Here is a 16,495-nt window from a genome sequence, read left to right as displayed (position 1 = left end):
CTGATCGTCTATCGTGGGCGCATGAAACTCCGCCTCTACCGCCCCACGGATGCCAGCGCCTGCCTGTCGATCTTCGACAGCAACGTGCCCACGTTCTTCGCCGCCGAAGAGCGCAGCGATTTCGAACGCTTCCTGCTCGTGCAGGCGGTGGACTTTGCCTTCCAGGTCATCGAGCGCGACAGCAGCGTCATCGCCTGCGGCGGCATCACACGCCGTGGCGATGGCAGCGCCGGCTTCTGCTGGGGCATGGTCGAGCGAGCGCTGCACCGGCAGGGCATCGGCCGCGAACTGACGCTGGCACGCCTGCGCCAGGCCGAAGCGGACTCGTCGATCACGCACATCACGCTCAGCACCAGCCAGCATACGCAAGGATTCTATGCCGGCCTCGGCTTCTACGTGACACGGGTGGTGCCCGATGGCCACGGCGCCGGGATCGACGCCGTGGAGATGGAGCGGAGGGTATAGCCCTCCGCCCCGCCCCGGATCCACGGCGTGCGTGGATCCATTGCCGGCCTACTCCCCTCAGAAGCCCACGCGCAGGTTGATCTGCCCGCCGACATCGCGGCGGCCATCACCGTGCTGGCCCTGCACGAACATCGACAGCTGGCTGTTGCGGCCCAACCCGACCGCCACGCCGACCTGGCTGACCAGCGCATTGCGCGCCATCACCGCGCTGTAGACGTCGAAGGCATCGCCACCCACCGCGAAGCGGTTGCGGCTGGCCACGTCGGTGTCACCGGAGGCGTGCTGCCACCCCAGGCCGACGGTCAGCTGTGCCGGGAAACGCTCGCCGCTGCCCACGTCCCAGCGGCCCCGCACGCCCACCGTGCTGACATTGAGCGTGTCCTTGCCGCCTTCCAGCACCAGCGCAGCGCTGCCGCCCTGCTCCGTCGCACGATCGCTGTCGACCCAGTGCTTGGTGAACTGCACGTACGGCTGCAGTTGGGTCCTGCCGTGGGTCCAAGTCCAGCTGCCCTCCACCTGGGCGATGGTCACATCCGAATCCTGGCGGCTGTGCAGGGTCTGGCCCAGCAACGGCACCTCACGGGTGGTGCGCGTGCGGTAATCGCCGCGCGACACGCTGCCGCCCACCGCGAAGCCGTTGTTCCACTCGCCCTGTGCATACAGGCCGAAGGTGGTACCGCGCAGGCGGGCACGCGAGTTGCGATCGTACAGGCGTGTATCCAACCGCTCGCTACCCGCGGCCGCGCCCAGCACCACGTGCTCATCCAGCTGCCAGTCCACGCCGGCCATCACCGCATTGCGGTTGGAACGGATCTCGTCGCCGTTGCCATCGCCATCCTGCTTGAAGACCTTGCCGCTGCCGGCCAGCCACGCCGAAGCGCGCTCGCCACGCACGGTGGGCAACTCGCTGCCCAGGCGCTGGCGGATGCCCTCTTCCAGGTAGTTGTCATACAGCAGCACTGCACGGCTGGCTGCATGCACTTCGCCGGACAGCTGGTCGAACGCGCTGCGCGCAGTGCCGGCGTCGTACATCAACAGCGTGTTGTACAGGCCCAGCGCCGGACCGCTCTGCGGCAGGCTGTCCAGCGCCGCAGCGGTGTTGTACTGGTTGCGCGTCTTCGCCACGGTGGTGAACGCTGCAGTCTGCGCCACATCGATCTTCAGGTTCGCAGTGTTCGCGGTGTAGACCGGGGTGATGGTCAGGAAGGCCGACGGCGTGGTCGCCGCGGCGAACTGGCCGCTGACGCCGCCGCCCGCATTGACCACCGTGTACTGCTGGCCCTGCTGGTAGCTGGTGCTCGGCGAAATGGTATTCACCTGCACGGTGCTGCCGCCCACATTGGCGCTGCCTCCCACCTGCACCGTGTCGCTGCCGGTGGCGCCCAGATCGATGCCCAGCGTACTGCCCGGCGACAGGGTCAGGTTGCCACCGATGGTGATGGTACCGACGCCATTGCCGGTGCCACTGCCGTTGCCCGGGCCATTGCCCGGCGACAGCACGCCGCCGCTGGATACGGTCACGCCACCACCGGTACCGCCGATGGTGCCGGTGCCGGACAAGCCGGTGCCGCTGCCGATGGTCCACTGGCCACCGATGGTGCCGGTGACATTGAGGCCACCGCCGGTGACCTGGCCGGTGCCGCTGAAGCCGCCGCCGTTGCCACCAAGGTTCAGGCCACCCGGGCCGGCCTGCACGATGCTGCCACCGCCACTGATGCTGCCGCCCAGTGTCGTGGTGCCCCCCGTGTTGATGACCAGGCCGCCGTTGTTGGTGATGTTGCCGGTGATCGAACCACTGGCGCCGCCATTGCCAACCTGCACGGTGCCACCGGCATTGATGGTGGTGCCACCGGTATAGGTGTTGTTGCCGGTGAGAGTGACGGTGCCGCTGCCGGCCTGGGTCAGGCCGCCGCTGCCACTGATGGTGCCGCCGACGGTGGTGTTGCCGCCGACGTTGAGCACCAGGCTGCCATTGTTGGTGACGTTGCCGGTGATCGCGCCGCTGGCGCCCCCATTGCCGACCTGCAGCGTGCCGCCCGCGTTGATGGTGGTCCCGCCGGTATAGCTGTTGTTGCCGGTCAGGGTCACCGTGCCGCTGCCGGCCTGGGTCAGGCCGCCGCTGCCGCTGATTGCACCGCCGACGGTGGTGTTTCCACCCACGTTGAATACCAGGCTGCCGTTGTTGGTGACGCTGCCGCCGATCGCGCCGGTAGCGCCACCATTGCCCACCTGCAGCGTGCCACCGGCGTTGATGGTGGTCGGGCCGGTATAGGTGTTGTTGCCGGTCAGGGTCAGCGTGCCGCTGCCCGCCTGGGTCAGGCCACCGCTGCCGGTGATGGTTCCGCCCAGCGTGGTGTTGCCGGCCACGCCGGACACCAGCGAGCCGTTGTTGGTGATGTCACCGACGATGGAACCCGTTGCTCCGCCGTTACCCAGCTGCAGCGTGCCACCGGTATTGATGGTGGTGCCGCCGGTGTAGGTATTGGTACCGGTCAGTACCAGCGTGCCGCTGCCCGCCTGGGTCAGGCCACCGCTGCCGCTGATAGTGCCGCCCAGCAGGGTGTTGCCGGCAACGTTGGAGATCAGTGCGCCATTGTTGGTGATATCACCGGTGATCGCACCGCTGGCACCGCCGTTGCCGACCTGCAGCGTACCGCCCGCATTGATGGTGGTGCCGCCGCTGTAGGTGTTGTTGCCGACCAGGGTCAGCACGCCACTGCCGGCCTGGGTCAGGCCGCCACTGCCACTGATCGCGCCGCCGACGGTGGTGTTGCCCGCCACGTCGAACACCAGGCTGCCGTTGTTGGCGACGTTGCCGGTGATCGCACCGGTCGCACCGCCGTTGCCCACCTGCAGCGTGCCACCGGTATTGATGGTGGTACCGCCGGTGTAGGTGTTGTTGCCGGTCAGGGTCAGCGTGCCGCTGCCAGCCTGGGTCAGGCCGCCACTGCCACTGATGGTGCCGCCCAGCGTGGTGTTGCCGGCGACGTTGGACACCAGTGCGCCGTTGTTGCTGATGTCACCGACGATCGCGCCGGTCGCACCGCCATTGCCGACCTGCAGCGTGCCGCCTGCATTGATGGTGGTGCCGCCGGTGTAGGTGTTGTTGCCGGTCAGCACCAGCGTGCCGCTGCCGGCCTGGGTCAGGCCGCCGCTGCCGCTGACCACGCCACCCACGGTTGCGGTGGTGCCGAGGTTGTAGACCAGGCTGCCATTGTTGGTGATGTCACCCAGTACCGACCCGGTGGTGCCGCCATTGCCGATCTGCAGCGCGCTGCCACCATTGATGGTGGTGCCACCGGTGTAGGTATTGCTGCCGGTCAGGGTAAGCGTGCCGGTACCGCCCTGCACCAGGCCGCCAGTACCACTGAGCACACCGCCGAACGTGGTGTTGCCGTTGTTGCCGCCGGTGCTCAGGGTTGCGCCACCCAGCAGCACGCTGGACCCGGTCACGCCGGCCAGGCCACCGATGCTCTGGTTGCCGCCGGCGCTGATATCCAATGTCCCGGTACCGGCCAGGTTGACCGTGCTGGCACCGGACAGGCTGCCACCGGCCGCCACCGCCAGCGTTCCGCTGTTGATGGTGGTGGTGCCGGTATAGGTGCTGGCACCGCCCAGGGTGACCGTCGAGGCACCATCCTTGAGCAGGCCGCCGGCACCGCCGATCGCACCATTCAGGGTCAGCGCGTTGCTGCCAGGCAAGGTCAGCGCGTTGCTGCCAGGCAAGGTCAGCGTGCCGCTGGCCAGCTGTATGCCATTGGCCAGGGTCAATGCCGTGGTACCGTCCAGCGTGGTGTTTCCGCCCACCGTCAGCGTGCCGGTTCCCAGCGCGTTGTTGTTGCCCAGGGCAAGGCCACCGGCGTTGAGCGCCACGCCACCGCTGAAGGTATTGCTGCCGCTGAGCGTCTGCACGCCGGCACCGTTCTTGACCAGGCCGCCGGTACCGGTGATGTCACCAGCGAACGTGGTGTTGCCCACGCCACCGAGGGTCAGCGTGCTGCCACCCAGCGACACCGTGCTGCCGGCCACGCCGGCCAGCGAGCCGATGGTCTGCGCGCCCCCTGCACTGATGTCGAAGGCGGTACCGGCATTGGCCAGGGTCACCGCGCCGGTTGCGGCCAGGCTGCCGCCCGCGCCGATCGCCAGCGTGCCGGCATTGATGGTGGTGCCACCGGTGAAGGTGTTGGTGCCGGTCAGGGTCTCGGTGCCGCTGCCTTCCTTGACCAGGCCACCGGTGCCGCCGATCGAACCGCTGAACGTGCCGTTGCTGGCATCACCGATCGTCAGCGTATTGGCACCCAGGTTCACCGTACCGTTGCCGATCAGGGTGCCGAAGGTCTGCGTGCCATTGCCTGCCGACAGATCGAAGGTCGCGCCCGAGGCCAGGTTGACGACGCCACCGGCGTGCAGGCTGGCGCCTGCGCCCAGCGCCAGCGTACCGGCATTGATGAAGGTCCCGCCGGTGTAGCTGTTGGTGCCGTTCAAGGTCAGCGTCGCGGCGCCTTCCTTGGTCAGCGAGCCGGCGCCACTCAGGTTGCCGTTGAAGGTGAGGTTGTTGCTGCCCAGGACGGTCAGCCCGCTGTTGAGGATGACGTTGTTGGCCAGCGTCACTGCGGTGTTCGAATCGAGCGTGGCATTGCCACCCACCGTTACCGCGCCGGTGCCCAGCGCAGCGTCGTTGCCGAGCACCAGACCGCCGGCATTGAGCGTTACGCCACCATTGAAGGTGCTCGCGCCATTGAGCGTCTGCACGCCTGCACCGTTCTTGATCAGGCCACCGTTGCCGCTGATCGCGCCGTTGAAGGTGCTGTCCACCGTGCCGCCCAGGCTCAGCGTGCTGCCACCGAGTGCCACCGTGCTGCCTGCCACGCCGGCCAGCGAACCGATGGTCTGGTTGCCCGCCGATACGTCCAGCGTGCCGGTACCGGCAAGATTCACCGCGCCGGTCGACGCCAGGCTGCCACCAGCACCGATGGCCAGCGTGCCGCTGTTGATGGTGGTGCCTCCGGTGTAGGTATTCGCACCAGTCAGGGTCACGGTCGCCGCACCGTTCTTGATCAGGCCGCCGCTACCGGAAATCACACCGCCCAGCGTCAGCGCGTTGCTGCCCAGCAGATCCAGATTGACACCCGCGGCGAGCCCGATGTTGTTGGCCAGGTTGACGCCTGTCGATGCATCCAGCGTCGCGTTGCCGCCCACGGTCAGCGCGCCGCTGCCGAGCGCAGCGTTGTTGCCGACCACCAGCCCACCGCCATTGAGTGCAATGCCACCACTGAACAGATTGGTGCCGCCCAGGCTCAGGACGCCAGCTCCGTTCTTGACCAGGCCGCCGGTACCTGAAATCGCACCGTCGAACACGCTGTTGGCCACCCCGCCGAGGATCAGCGACTGCGCGCCCAGGCTCACGCTGGAGCCCGCTACCCCGGCCAGCGAACCAATGGTCTGGTCGGCGCCGGATGTCGAGATATCGAAGCCGGTCCCCGGTGCGGCAAGCGTCACTGCACCGGTCGCGGACAGGCTGCCACCCGGGCCGATCGCCAGCGTACCGGCATTGATCAGCGTGCCGCCGGTATAGGTGTTGGTTCCGGTCAGGGTTTCAGTGCCGGCACCGACCTTGGTCAGGCCGCCGGTACCGGTGATCGAACCGCTGAAGGTGCCATTGGCCGCCCCGCCCACCTCGATCGCATTGGCGCCGAGGTTGATCGTGCCGTTGCCGATCAGGGTGCCGAACTGCTGCGTGCCGTTGCCCGCAGACAGATCCAGCGTGGCGCCGGTGGCGAGGTTGACCGTACCGGTTGCCGACAGGCTGGCATTGGCGCCCAGCGCCAGCGTACCGGCGTTGATGTTGGTGCCGCCGGTGTAGGTGTTGGCGCCGTTCAAGGTCAGCGTCGCGCCGCCCTCCTTGGTCAGGCTGCCCGCACCGGACAGAACGCCATTGAGGGTCAACGCGTTGGTACCGAGCACGGTCAGCCCGGCATTGAGCGCGATGTTGTTGGCCAGCGTGGCCAGCCCGGTGGTGTCCAGCGTCGACGCACCGCCGACAGTGAGCGTACCGGTACCCAGCGCGGCGTCGTTGCCCAGCACCAGGCCACCGGCATTGAGTGTCACGCCGCCACCGAAGGTGTTGGCACCGGACAGGGTCTGTACGCCCGCACCCACCTTCACCAGGCCGCCGCTGCCACTGATCACGCCACCGAAGGCGGCGTTGCTGGCGGTGCCGAAGGTCAGCGAATTACCACCCAGCGCCAGCGTGGTTCCACCCACGCCATTGAGCGCGCCGATGGTCTGGCTGCCGCCCGCACCGGAGATATCGAAAGCGGCGCCGGCGCTGCCCAGGGTGACATCCCCCGCCGCGGCAAGGCTGCCACCCAGGCCCAGTGCCAGCGTGCCGTCATTGATGGTGGTACCGCCGGTATAGGTGTTGGCAGCGGACAGCGTCAGCGTGGTGGCACCGTTCTTGATCAGGCTGCCGTTGCCATCGATCACCCCCGACAATGTCAGCGTGTTGCTGCCCGGCAGGGTCAGCGCAACACCCGAGGCCAGGTTGATCGCATTGCCCAGGCTGACGCCGGCACCTGCATCCAGCGTGGTGCTGGCATTCACCGCCAGCGCGCCACCGCCCAGTGCGCCGTTGGCGCCGACCACCAGCCCACCACCGTTCAAGGTCAGGCCACCGCCGAAGGTATTGGTGTTGTTGAGGGTAAGCAGGCCGGCGCCGTTCTTGACCAGGCTGCCGTTGCCCGCCACGACACCGCCCAGGGTGACGTCATTGCTGCCGCCCAGCGTCAGCTGCGTGCCGTTGCCGAAGTTCACTGCATTGGCCAGGTTCACCGCCACCGTGTTGTCCAGCGTGGTGGTGCCTCCAATCGCCAGCGCCCCGGCTCCCAGCGCCCCCGCGTTGCCAAGAACCAGGCCACCGGCATTCAGTGCGACACCGCCGCCGAAGGTATTCGCGCCGGACAGCGTCTGCACGCCGGTGCCGGTCTTGACCAGTCCGCCGCTGCCATCGATGACGCCGGCAAAGCTGCCATTGCTGGCGCCGCCGAAGGTGAGTGACTGCGTACCCAGCGCAACCTGGCTGCCGGCCACGCCGTTCAACGCGCCGATGGTCTGGTTGGCGCCCGCCGCGGAGATATCCAGGGTTGCACCCGCACCGGCAAGATCCACGGCGCCGCCTGCGGCGAGGCTGCCGCCGGCACCGAGTGCGAGCGTACCGGCGTTGACCGTGGCGCCGCCCACGAAGGTGTTGGCTCCGGACAGCGTCAGCGTCGAGGCACCGTTCTTGATCAGGCCACCGGTCCCGCCCACCACACCGGTCAGAGTCAGGTTGTTGCTGCCCGGCAGGGTCAGCGTGTTGGCGCCCAGGTTCACTGCATTGGCCAACGTCACCGCAGCGCCGGCATCCAGCGAAACGTTGCCGCCGATGTTCAACGCTCCCGTGCCGAGCGCGCCGTTGGCGCCGACCGACAGGCCACCGGCATTCAACGCAAGGCCACCGCTGAAGAGATTGCTGTTGTTCAACGAGAGCACGCCGCTACCGGTCTTGATCAGGCCGCCGGTGCCCGTGATCAGGCCGCCCAGGGCCGTGTTCTGGTTGCTGGTCAGGCTCAACTGCGCGCCGGCATCGAGATCGATTGCATTGGCCAGGTTCAAGGCCACCGAGCTGTCCAGCGTGGCATTCGCGCCCACGCCGAGCAGGCCGCTTCCGAGCGCTCCGGCATTGCCCAGCATCAGGCCGCCGCCATTGAGCGTCAGGCCACCGGCGAAGGTGTTGGCACCATTGAGGGTGAGCGTGCTGGCACCGTTCTTGACCAGGCCGCCCGCACCGGACACCACCCCGCCCAGCGTGATCGCCTGCGAACCCGGCAGCGACAACACCGCCCCGCTGCCGAGGGCCACGTTGTTGGCCAGGTTCAGCGCCGCGCTGCTGTCCAGCGACGCGCTGCCTCCCACATTCAACACGCCACTGCCAAGTGCGCCACTGTTGCCGAGCAGCAGGCTGCCGGCGTTGAGCGTCAGGCCACCGCTGAAGGTGTTGGTGCCATTCAAGGTCAGCAGCGAGGCGCCGTTCTTGGTCAGGCTGCCGGTGCCGGTGATGTTGCCGCCCAACGTGAGGTTCTGGCTGCCCGGCAGGGTCAGCGCCGCACCCAGGTTGATGGCGTTGCCGAGGTTCAGTGCGGCCGAGCCATCGAGCGTACCGTTTCCGCTGACGGTCAACGCGCCACTGCCGATTGCACTGTTGTTGCCCAGCAGCAGGCCGCCCGCGGCCAGGTTCAGGCCACCACTGAACGTATTGGCGCCGCTCAGCGTCTGCGTGCCGGTTCCCTGCTTGACCAGTCCGCCGGTGCCACCGATCACCCCGGCGAACGTCTGGTTGGTGGCATCACCGAAGGTGAGCGTGCTGCCGCCCAGGGTCACGGTGCTGCCGGCAATGCCGGACAACGCACCGATGGTCTGGTTGCCTCCGGCCGAGATATCCAGGTCCGCGCCGGCACCGGCCAGGCTGACCGCACCGCCGGCGGCCAGGCTTCCGCCGCTGCCCACCGCCACCTTGCCCGCGTTGATCGCCAGGCCACCGGTGAAGGTATTCGCACCACCCAGCGTCAGCGTGGCCGCCCCGTTCTTGACCAGGCTGCCGGTACCACCGATGGCACCGCCCAGGGTCAGCGCATTGCTGCCCAGCACATTCAGCAGCCCGCCCACGCCAAGGTTGATGCCATTGCCCACGCTCAGCGCAGACCCAGCATCCAGCGTCACCGCACCGCCGACGTTCAGGGCGCCGGTTCCGAGCGCGCCGGCATTGCCGAGCACCAGGCCACCGGCAGCAAGTGACAGCCCCCCACTGAAGGTGTTGGCGTTGTTGAGGGTCAGGGTGGTGGCACCATTCTTGACCAGGCTGCCGGTCCCACCGATCACGCCGTTGAACGTCAGCGCCTGGTTGCCGGTCAGGTTGAGGATGCTGCCCGCCCCCAGATTGACCGTGTTGGCGAGCGCAAGCGCGCCCGTGGTGCCATCCAGCGTCACGTTGCCGCCGACGCTGAGCGCACCGCTGCCCAGCGCAGCCGCGTTGCCCAGCAACAGGCCACCGGCGTTGAGCGCCACGCCGCCACTGAGGTTGTTGACGCCTGACAGGGTCTGCACGCCGGAGCCGAGCTTGACCAGGCCACCCGTGCCTGCGGCGAAGGTGCCGCTGTAGCTGGTATTGCCCAGCCCACCGAGCGTGAGCGTGCGGCTGCCGAGGTTGACCGAGCCGCCGAGCCCAGCCAGCGAACCGATGGTCTGGTTGCCCGCTGCAGACAGGTCAAGGCTGGTGCCGACGCCGACCGTGATCGCGCCGGTGGGCGACAGGGAGCCGCCCGCGCCCAGTGCCAACGCGCCTCCGGCCAGGTTGAAATTGCCGGTCAGCGAATTGGCGCCGTTCAAGGTCAGGGTGCCGGCACCGTTCTTGGTCAGATTGCCGGCACCGGAGATCGAGCCGTTCAATGACAACGCATTGCTGCCCAGCAGGTTCAGCGCGCCGCCACCATTGATCACCAGGTTGTTGGCCAGGTTGAAGCCGGCCGTCGTATCCAGCGAGGCGCTGCCACCGACGGTCAGGCTGCCGCTGCCGAGCGCGCCGGCATTGCCCAGCACCAGGCCGCCGGCATTGAGGTTGACGCCACCGCTGAACAGGTTCGCGGCGCCCAGGGTGACGATGCCGGTGTTGTTGACCGTCAGCCCGCCGGTACCGGACAACAGCCCCCCAGGCCGAAGCCCTGGGCACCGCCCAGGGTCAGCCCGCCATTGAGGGTGAAATTGTTGCCCAGCGACAGCCCCGCACCGCTCGCCGCAATCGAACCACCAGTGACGGTGAACAGGCCGGTACCGAATGAGGTGTTGCTGTTGAAGTTCACCACGCCACCGCCGAGGGTGATCGCGCCCGTGCCCGACCACGGTCCCTGCAGGTTCCAGGTGCCGCTGTTGACGGTCAGCTTCTGGAATCCGATGTAGTTGGTCCAGCCTATGCTCGACGCAGGCCCGTTGTTGCTGGCGTTGTCCTGCAGCACCAGGGTGTTGTTGGCGGCACCGGTGCCGATGCCTGCGTCAACCGTGCCCGCCGCTGCGACCTTGACCCCGGTTACGCCAGCGAGCACGCCGGCAGGGGCGCTGCCGCCACCGGTAACCACGCTGGACCCTGCCACGGCAGTGAAGGTATTGCCGCCGGTGGAATCGCCCAGATGCACACTGCCGGTGATCGTGCCCGCATTGGTGAACGTATTGCCTGTCGAAGCACCGAGGCCGACACGGCCGGTGATGCTGCCACGGTTGGTCACGTTGGCCTGTGCCCCGCCATAGGTCACCACCGACGTCGCATCCGCAAGCTGCCCTACCCCCAGCAGCGACATTCCAATCGCACCATCATTGACCAGCGTGGTGGTCCCACCTGCGGCATTCTGCGCGGTTATCGCCTGGCCGCCGAAGCCCAGCAAAGTACCGATGTTGAAGATGCCCTTGATCTGGCCGCCGGTCTGGTTGTTGACCGTGATCGCGCTGCCACCGGCGGTGTTGTTGCCGACCACCAGGCCGGCCGCGGCCAGGCTGAGCCCACCGGTCAGGAACGGATCGATCGTGCCGGCGTTGTTGACCGTGGTGTTGCTGCCGCTCAACGTCACCGCATTGCCGCCCAACAGCAGAGGCACGCTGAACACCGCGCCGCTGGCGATGTTCAACGTCAGGCCGCTGCTCGGGTTGGCGTAGTTGTTGATGTTGGTGGAGCTGTCGCAGTTGACGATCGTGGTGCCTGTGCACGCTGCGAAGGCCGAACCGCTGGCCAGCGTGGCCACCAGTGCGACCGCCAGCTGATGCGCCCGCAGTCGTGGTGGCCGCTTCGCGGTAACCGCACTTCCGCCGGGATTCTGAGCGACCTCCGATGCAACCTGCATTACGCCAAGGGCGCGATTGAAAACCAGACGGTAAATGCGGTTCATCGGTAAATCTCCATGAAAAGACCAGATGGCACTGCGGGCAGGTTTTTTGAAGACGATGCGGCGCATCCCGGCTCCCGATGGGGGAACAAGGCCTGGCGGCATTAACTTCTGAAAATCTTCACATCTTCACGCGGGCGCGCAGCGAAGACGACGCGTCAGCGTATCCGTCGGAGCGAAAACTCCCCGATTCCGCTCGACGAATGGCGGCACTGTGCGACGGGCGCCGACAGTGCCGCGTGAATCACCCACATTATTTTCATGACGTGCGTCAAATAAAATACGTGAATGAATTTATTTTGCCGAAAATGCACATTCCCTATTCACGGCAAACACCCTGAGCGCGCATATAACCGCCCGGATAAACTCTCAGCTACTGGAGAGTTTCATCAAAACCAGGCCAGAAACGATAAGCACCGCCGCGCCGATCCGCATCGGGCTGACCTGTTCGCCAAGAAACACGATGCCGACCACGAACGCACCGACCGCACCGATGCCGGTCCAGATCGTATAAGCGGTGCCCAGCGGCAGGCTGCGCATGGCGATCGCCAGCAGCCAGAAACTGGCGATCATGCCGACGATCGTGACCACAGTCGGGGTGAGCCGGGTGAAGCCTTCGGATTGCTTCATGGACACGGCCCAGACGATTTCCAGCAGGCCGGCGAACAACAGATAGATCCAGGCCATGACGGCCCTCCTCTTGGTAGGGCCAGGCCGTCCTGGTCATTGGGTCCCGATGTGGGGGAGGTCGTTCCTCCTGGCCGGCATTCTAGCAACGGGGGTGCGCCCCGGCCGCCGTTGCCGGGAACGGGTTACAGCCGATTCAGTGCGTGAAGCTGGCGCCGATGGGCCTGCCTGCGCTAGAATGCGCGTCTGCCATCAGCCAGCTGATGTGCAGTCCGGCTGTGGTCTCCGGCGCATCGCGCGCTGCTTCCCCTGATCCGTGAACTGGCCGCCCACCGGGCGGCCAACGTCTCTATGGTGGCCCCGTCGGCCCCTCGCGACGCTAGGTCGAAAACTCCGCCAGGGCCGGAAGGCAGCAACGGTATCGATCGACGCGGGCGCCGAGGTCAGCCGGCGGGGCCATCGCCTTTTCGGGCGATGCCCCCGCTCTGGTAGCTGCCAACCTTGGTTGGCGCCGTTCGCCGGGCACGACCCGGCACTACCGTGCCTCCGGCGTCCCCTGGTGGAACACCATCCGCCATCCCTGCCCGTGCCGGCGCCACAGTGAACTGCGCAGTACCCAGCGCTGCGCCTGGCCATCCACGTGATAACGGCAGCGGTAGCGCACCTGGGCCAGATCCTTGGCCAACAGCCACACCGCATACTGTTCCGACTCGATCAACACCTGCTCACGCTCCAGCGGGATCTCCTGCAACGCCGCATCACGGCCGTAGCATTGCCCGGAACTGCCGATCTCGCTGAAATCCTCGTCCAGCAGGGCCGCAAGGGACTCGCGATCGCCTCGCACCTGCGGCGCATGCAGCGCGCGCTCCAGCGCCTCCAGTTCGGCAGCCAGCGCCGCATCGGCGGGCTGGCCGGCACCGCTCACGGCGGGTCCTGGGCCAGCACGTGCGGCGCAGTGGGATTGGCCAGCGGCACGCACTGCCCCGGCTGCGCCACGCGGTGCCCGCGCGCGGCCAGCGCCTGGCCATCGGCCACGCTGGCGTAGTGGTAGAGCATCATCCGCGCCTGAAGTTCCGCGCTGTACTCGCGCTCCAGGTCGTCCACGCCGGTATGCGACGGATTGCCGTGCAGGCCGCAGTCGTGGGCGATCAGTTCGTTGTCATTGGCGTAGCGGGCCAGCATCTCCGGAATCGGCCGGGTATCGCCACTCCAGGTCAGCGCGCCCTGCAGGCGCAGGCCATAGGCCGTCTCCGGCCAGTGGTGGCGCACCGGGAACGCCTCTAGGCGCACGCCTTCGTGCCAGAACGCCTCACCCACCACGACCAGCTGGAAGGCATCCCAGAAGTTGGCACCGCCCTCGGCCAGCACGTTCGGGTAGTCGCCGATGCGTTTGTGCAGCAGCGGCACCACCGTGGCGGGCACATACAGGCGCACCTTGCCGCGCCGGTGCGCGTTGAAGAAGGTGTCCACGAACAACCGTTCGAAGCCGGCCACGTGGTCCAGGTGCACATGGGTGACGAACAGTGCCTGCGGCATGTGCCCGTAGTGCGCCTTGAACGCGGTCAGGCCTTCACCGCCGCAATCGATGGTCAGCCACGGACGGCCATCGCGCTCGATCACCGACATCGGCGACCCCAGCTCGACCGCCGACGCATTGCCGACGCCAAGGAAACGCAACGACCAGTCCATCAGGTGCCCCGGTTCCAGGCCATGTCATAGGCGCGGCGCAGCCGCGCGTAATCCTTCTGCACGTCTTCCACGCTGCGCTCGCCGCGCAGCTTGATCAGCGAGCGCAGCAGTCGCTTGAGATTGCGTTCACGCCAGGCAGTGGCCGGGATGCGGATCACCCCGCGGTCGAAGTCGATCAACCAGCCGTGCCCGCTGCCATCGAACAGGATGTTGTGCGCGTTGAGGTCGGCATGGTCCAGGCCGGCACGGTGGAAGCGGGCGATCAGCCGCCCGGTCTCCTCCCACGGTGCGCCCCGGCCGGCGACCAGCGCGCGGTCGGCCAGCGAGCGGACGCCCTCGATCCGCTCCATCAGGATCGCGGCCCGGTAGCGCAGGCCCTCACGCATGTAGAAGGCCGCCAGTGGCCGGGGCACCGGCAGCTTCTTCTCGCGCAGCGCGCGCATCAGCCGGAACTCGGCAAAGCTGCGGGTGCGGTCCGCGCCGCGCCAGAGGTACTGGTCGTGGCTGATCCGGGCCGCCATGCCGCCGCGCAGGTAGTGGCGCAGCACGCTGGCGCCGAACGGCGCATCGATGAACCAGGCGCTGCCACGACCGCCTTCACCCACCGGGCGGGCCCTGCTGCCCCAATGCTGGGGCGAGAACAGGCCGATCTCGGCTTGCCGCAGCCGCTCGCGGTCGAACAGAATGGCCCCGATGCCGCGACCCTCGCGGCATGGCGTCAGCGCTTCATTGGCGTCGAATGCGACCATTTCATTGAGTCTAACAACACATGGCATCAGCGTCCTCCTCCTTGTGCCTCCTGCGCCTGTCCGCACTCGGCGATGTCACCCACGTGGTGCCCTTGGTGCGCACGCTGCAGGCTGCGCGTCCGGACACGCCGATTCACTGGATCATCGACAAGGTCGGCCAGAAGCTGCTTGATGGCCTGCCCGGCGTCACCTTCCATGCCTACGACAAGAAGAGCGGCATGGCCGGCGTCAAGGAACTGCGCAGGCAACTGCCGCCAGGACGCTTCGAAGCGCTGCTGCAGATGCAGGTCGCGTTCCGGGCCAACCTGCTGTCGGCCTTCATTCCCGCCGAACGCCGCATCGGCTACGACCGCAGCCGTTCCAAGGATCTGCATGGGCTCTTCATCAACGAGCGCATCCCCGACCGTCCTGGCATCCACGTGCTCGATGCCATCGGCAGCTTCTGCGAGCCGCTGGGCCTGCGCCAGACCGAGGTCAGCTGGGACCTGGCCGTGCCACCGTCTGCCCATGAGTGGGCCGCTGCGCAGTGGCAGGACGATGGCCGCCCGGTGCTGATGATCTCGCCGTGTTCCAGCCACGTGCGCCGCAACTGGTATGCCGATCGCTACGCTGCGGTAGCCAACCATGCGACGCAGCGCGGCTGGCAGGTGGTGCTGTGCGGAGGCCGCAGCGAGCTGGAGCGCAGCATGGCCGACGCGATCCAGGCGCAGCTGCACACACCGGCACTGGACCTGGTCGGCAAGGACACGCTCAAGCAGTTGCCCGCCCTGCTCGCCCGCGCCAACCTGGTGATGACGCCGGATTCGGGCCCCATGCACATCGCCAACGCGATGGGCGCGAAGGTGCTGGGCCTGCACGCGGCCAGCAACCCGAACCGCAGCGGCCCGTACTCGGACCGCCGCTACTGCGTGGATCGCTACGACGACGCTGCGCGCAAGTACCTCGCCAAGCAGGCCGCCGATCTGAAGTGGGGCACCAAGATCGAGTTCGATGATGTGATGGAACTGATCACCGTCGAAGACGGCATCGCCGCCTTCGAGCGCTACGTCGCCGACCACCTGGGGTGAGTGGCAGGCCCATCCACGCATGGCGTGGATCTGCCCCCTTGGCCGGGATTACGCGCGCTGCGCGTAATCCTGGTAGGACTTCTCTTCCACGTAGGCCGAACCGAGCGCCAGGTTGATCGCCTTCTTGATGCGCGCGCGCTCGTCGTTGCGCAGGTAGACGCTGCGCGCCAGGTCGATGAAGCCCTGGTCGAACGCCTGCGCCTTCTCCTTCAGCCGGATGTCGTCCTCGATGTCCCACAGCTGCTCGTTGACCTCCTTCAGGTCGGCGCGCAGCTTGGCGACGTCCTTCACCGCCGCCGGGTGTGCCATCCAGGTCTTCTCCAGCGCCGACAGCTCCTTGCGCACATTGGCCAGCTTGGCCTCGTCGCCAATGCGCTCGGACTTGATCTGCAGGATCGAGATCTTGTCCAGCAGCTCGCCAAAGGAAACGGGCACGAGGATTTCAGCGGTCATGGGGAAAGCTCCAGCAGTTGATGCAGGCAGTTTAACCCGCAGCTCGCGACGGAATGGGTAGATCCACGCCATGCGTGGATGGTTCAGCTCGGCAGGAACAGCCTCCACGCATGGCGTGGATCTACCGATGCATCTGGAGGAACAAGCCCCTCTGTTGAGGGGCTGCCCCGACAGGGGCGGGGAGAGGCCGGCAAAGGGAGGGGCCCACAGGTTGCGCAGCAACGTGTGGGGCGACGCGCAGAGCGCGGCGCGTCCCACGCCAGATAAAGAAAAAGGGCTGCCTTTCGGCAGCCCTTTTTCTTTATCTGGCGGAGAGGGGGGGATTCGAACCCCCGAGGCGCTATAAACGCCTGCCTGATTTCGAGTCAGGTACATTCAACCACTCTGCCACCTCTCCGGGTGGTCCCCGGCGGACCGGGGACGCGCATCATACGAGGAAGTGAGGCCGACGACAAGTCATTGCGGCCAATGAAGTGAAAAT

General features: G+C 67.1%; 7 protein-coding genes, 1 tRNA gene, 1 other RNA gene and 1 pseudogene. 3 read left to right on the top strand and 7 right to left on the bottom strand.

The features are described 5' to 3' along the window. Positions 1-21: 21 nt before the first annotated feature. Entirely contained in the window at positions 22-465 is a 444-nt protein-coding gene (locus K5L94_RS04465; protein WP_053451250.1) for a GNAT family N-acetyltransferase, read from the top strand. A 57-nt stretch (positions 466-522) separates the two neighbouring features. Here K5L94_RS04465 and K5L94_RS04460 read toward each other — a convergent pair. Together K5L94_RS04460 and K5L94_RS04455 are read right to left on the bottom strand one after the other, a co-directional pair. Next, positions 523-11,432 (bottom strand): annotated as a pseudogene (locus K5L94_RS04460) (autotransporter-associated beta strand repeat-containing protein). A 366-nt stretch (positions 11,433-11,798) separates the two neighbouring features. Then, positions 11,799-12,116: a DMT family transporter gene (locus K5L94_RS04455; protein ID WP_049456890.1), complete on the bottom strand. Its 318-nt coding sequence runs from the start codon at positions 12,114-12,116 to the stop codon at positions 11,799-11,801. Positions 12,117-12,416: 300 nt separating this feature from the next. Between K5L94_RS04455 and ffs the strand changes: the two genes are divergently transcribed. Beyond that, positions 12,417-12,513: signal recognition particle sRNA small type (gene ffs, locus K5L94_RS04450), an RNA gene on the top strand. A gap of 78 nt (positions 12,514-12,591) precedes the next feature. Here ffs and K5L94_RS04445 read toward each other — a convergent pair. From K5L94_RS04445 to K5L94_RS04435, 3 genes are read right to left on the bottom strand one after another with little or no spacing between them, the layout of a single operon-like run. After that, on the bottom strand, positions 12,592-12,981 hold the full coding sequence (locus tag K5L94_RS04445) for a nuclear transport factor 2 family protein (RefSeq protein WP_053448928.1): 390 nt from the start codon (positions 12,979-12,981) through the stop codon (positions 12,592-12,594). Further along, positions 12,978-13,745 carry an MBL fold metallo-hydrolase gene (locus tag K5L94_RS04440; RefSeq protein ID WP_053448927.1) on the bottom strand — a complete coding sequence of 256 codons (768 nt, stop codon included), beginning with the start codon at positions 13,743-13,745 and terminating at the stop codon, positions 12,978-12,980. Before K5L94_RS04440 ends, K5L94_RS04445 begins: the two co-directional genes overlap by 4 nt. Next, entirely contained in the window at positions 13,745-14,494 is a 750-nt protein-coding gene (locus tag K5L94_RS04435; RefSeq protein WP_053448926.1) for a 3-deoxy-D-manno-octulosonic acid kinase, read from the bottom strand. The genes K5L94_RS04440 and K5L94_RS04435 overlap by 1 nt, the downstream gene beginning before the upstream one ends. Before the next feature lie 20 nt (positions 14,495-14,514). On the opposite strand from K5L94_RS04435, the gene K5L94_RS04430 reads away from it, so the two are divergent. Then, positions 14,515-15,561: a glycosyltransferase family 9 protein gene (locus K5L94_RS04430; protein WP_053448925.1), complete on the top strand. Its 1,047-nt coding sequence runs from the start codon at positions 14,515-14,517 to the stop codon at positions 15,559-15,561. A 48-nt stretch (positions 15,562-15,609) separates the two neighbouring features. On the opposite strand, the gene K5L94_RS04425 is transcribed toward K5L94_RS04430, so the two are convergent. Beyond that, entirely contained in the window at positions 15,610-16,014 is a 405-nt protein-coding gene (locus tag K5L94_RS04425) for a DUF6165 family protein (RefSeq protein ID WP_053448924.1), read from the bottom strand. A 306-nt stretch (positions 16,015-16,320) separates the two neighbouring features. Further along, positions 16,321-16,411, bottom strand: a tRNA-Ser gene (locus tag K5L94_RS04420). Positions 16,412-16,495 lie beyond the last annotated feature (84 nt).

It is taken from the genome of Stenotrophomonas forensis (assembly GCF_028752115.1).
In the GTDB taxonomy this organism is placed as follows: Bacteria; Pseudomonadota; Gammaproteobacteria; order Xanthomonadales; family Xanthomonadaceae; genus Stenotrophomonas; species Stenotrophomonas forensis.
Note: the sequence above shows the minus strand (reverse complement) of the source record. Positions and strands in the feature narration are given on the sequence as shown.

Excerpts from the sequence above, each read along its gene's own strand:
- K5L94_RS04465 (WP_053451250.1), top strand. The coding sequence starts at position 22 with ATGAAACTCCGCCTCTACCGCCCCACGGATGCCAGCGCCTGCCTGTCG.
- K5L94_RS04455 (WP_049456890.1), bottom strand. The coding sequence starts at position 12,116 with ATGGCCTGGATCTATCTGTTGTTCGCCGGCCTGCTGGAAATCGTCTGG.
- K5L94_RS04440 (WP_053448927.1), bottom strand. The coding sequence starts at position 13,745 with ATGGACTGGTCGTTGCGTTTCCTTGGCGTCGGCAATGCGTCGGCGGTC.
- K5L94_RS04435 (WP_053448926.1), bottom strand. The coding sequence starts at position 14,494 with ATGGTCGCATTCGACGCCAATGAAGCGCTGACGCCATGCCGCGAGGGT.
- K5L94_RS04430 (WP_053448925.1), top strand. The coding sequence starts at position 14,515 with ATGGCATCAGCGTCCTCCTCCTTGTGCCTCCTGCGCCTGTCCGCACTC.
- K5L94_RS04425 (WP_053448924.1), bottom strand. The coding sequence starts at position 16,014 with ATGACCGCTGAAATCCTCGTGCCCGTTTCCTTTGGCGAGCTGCTGGAC.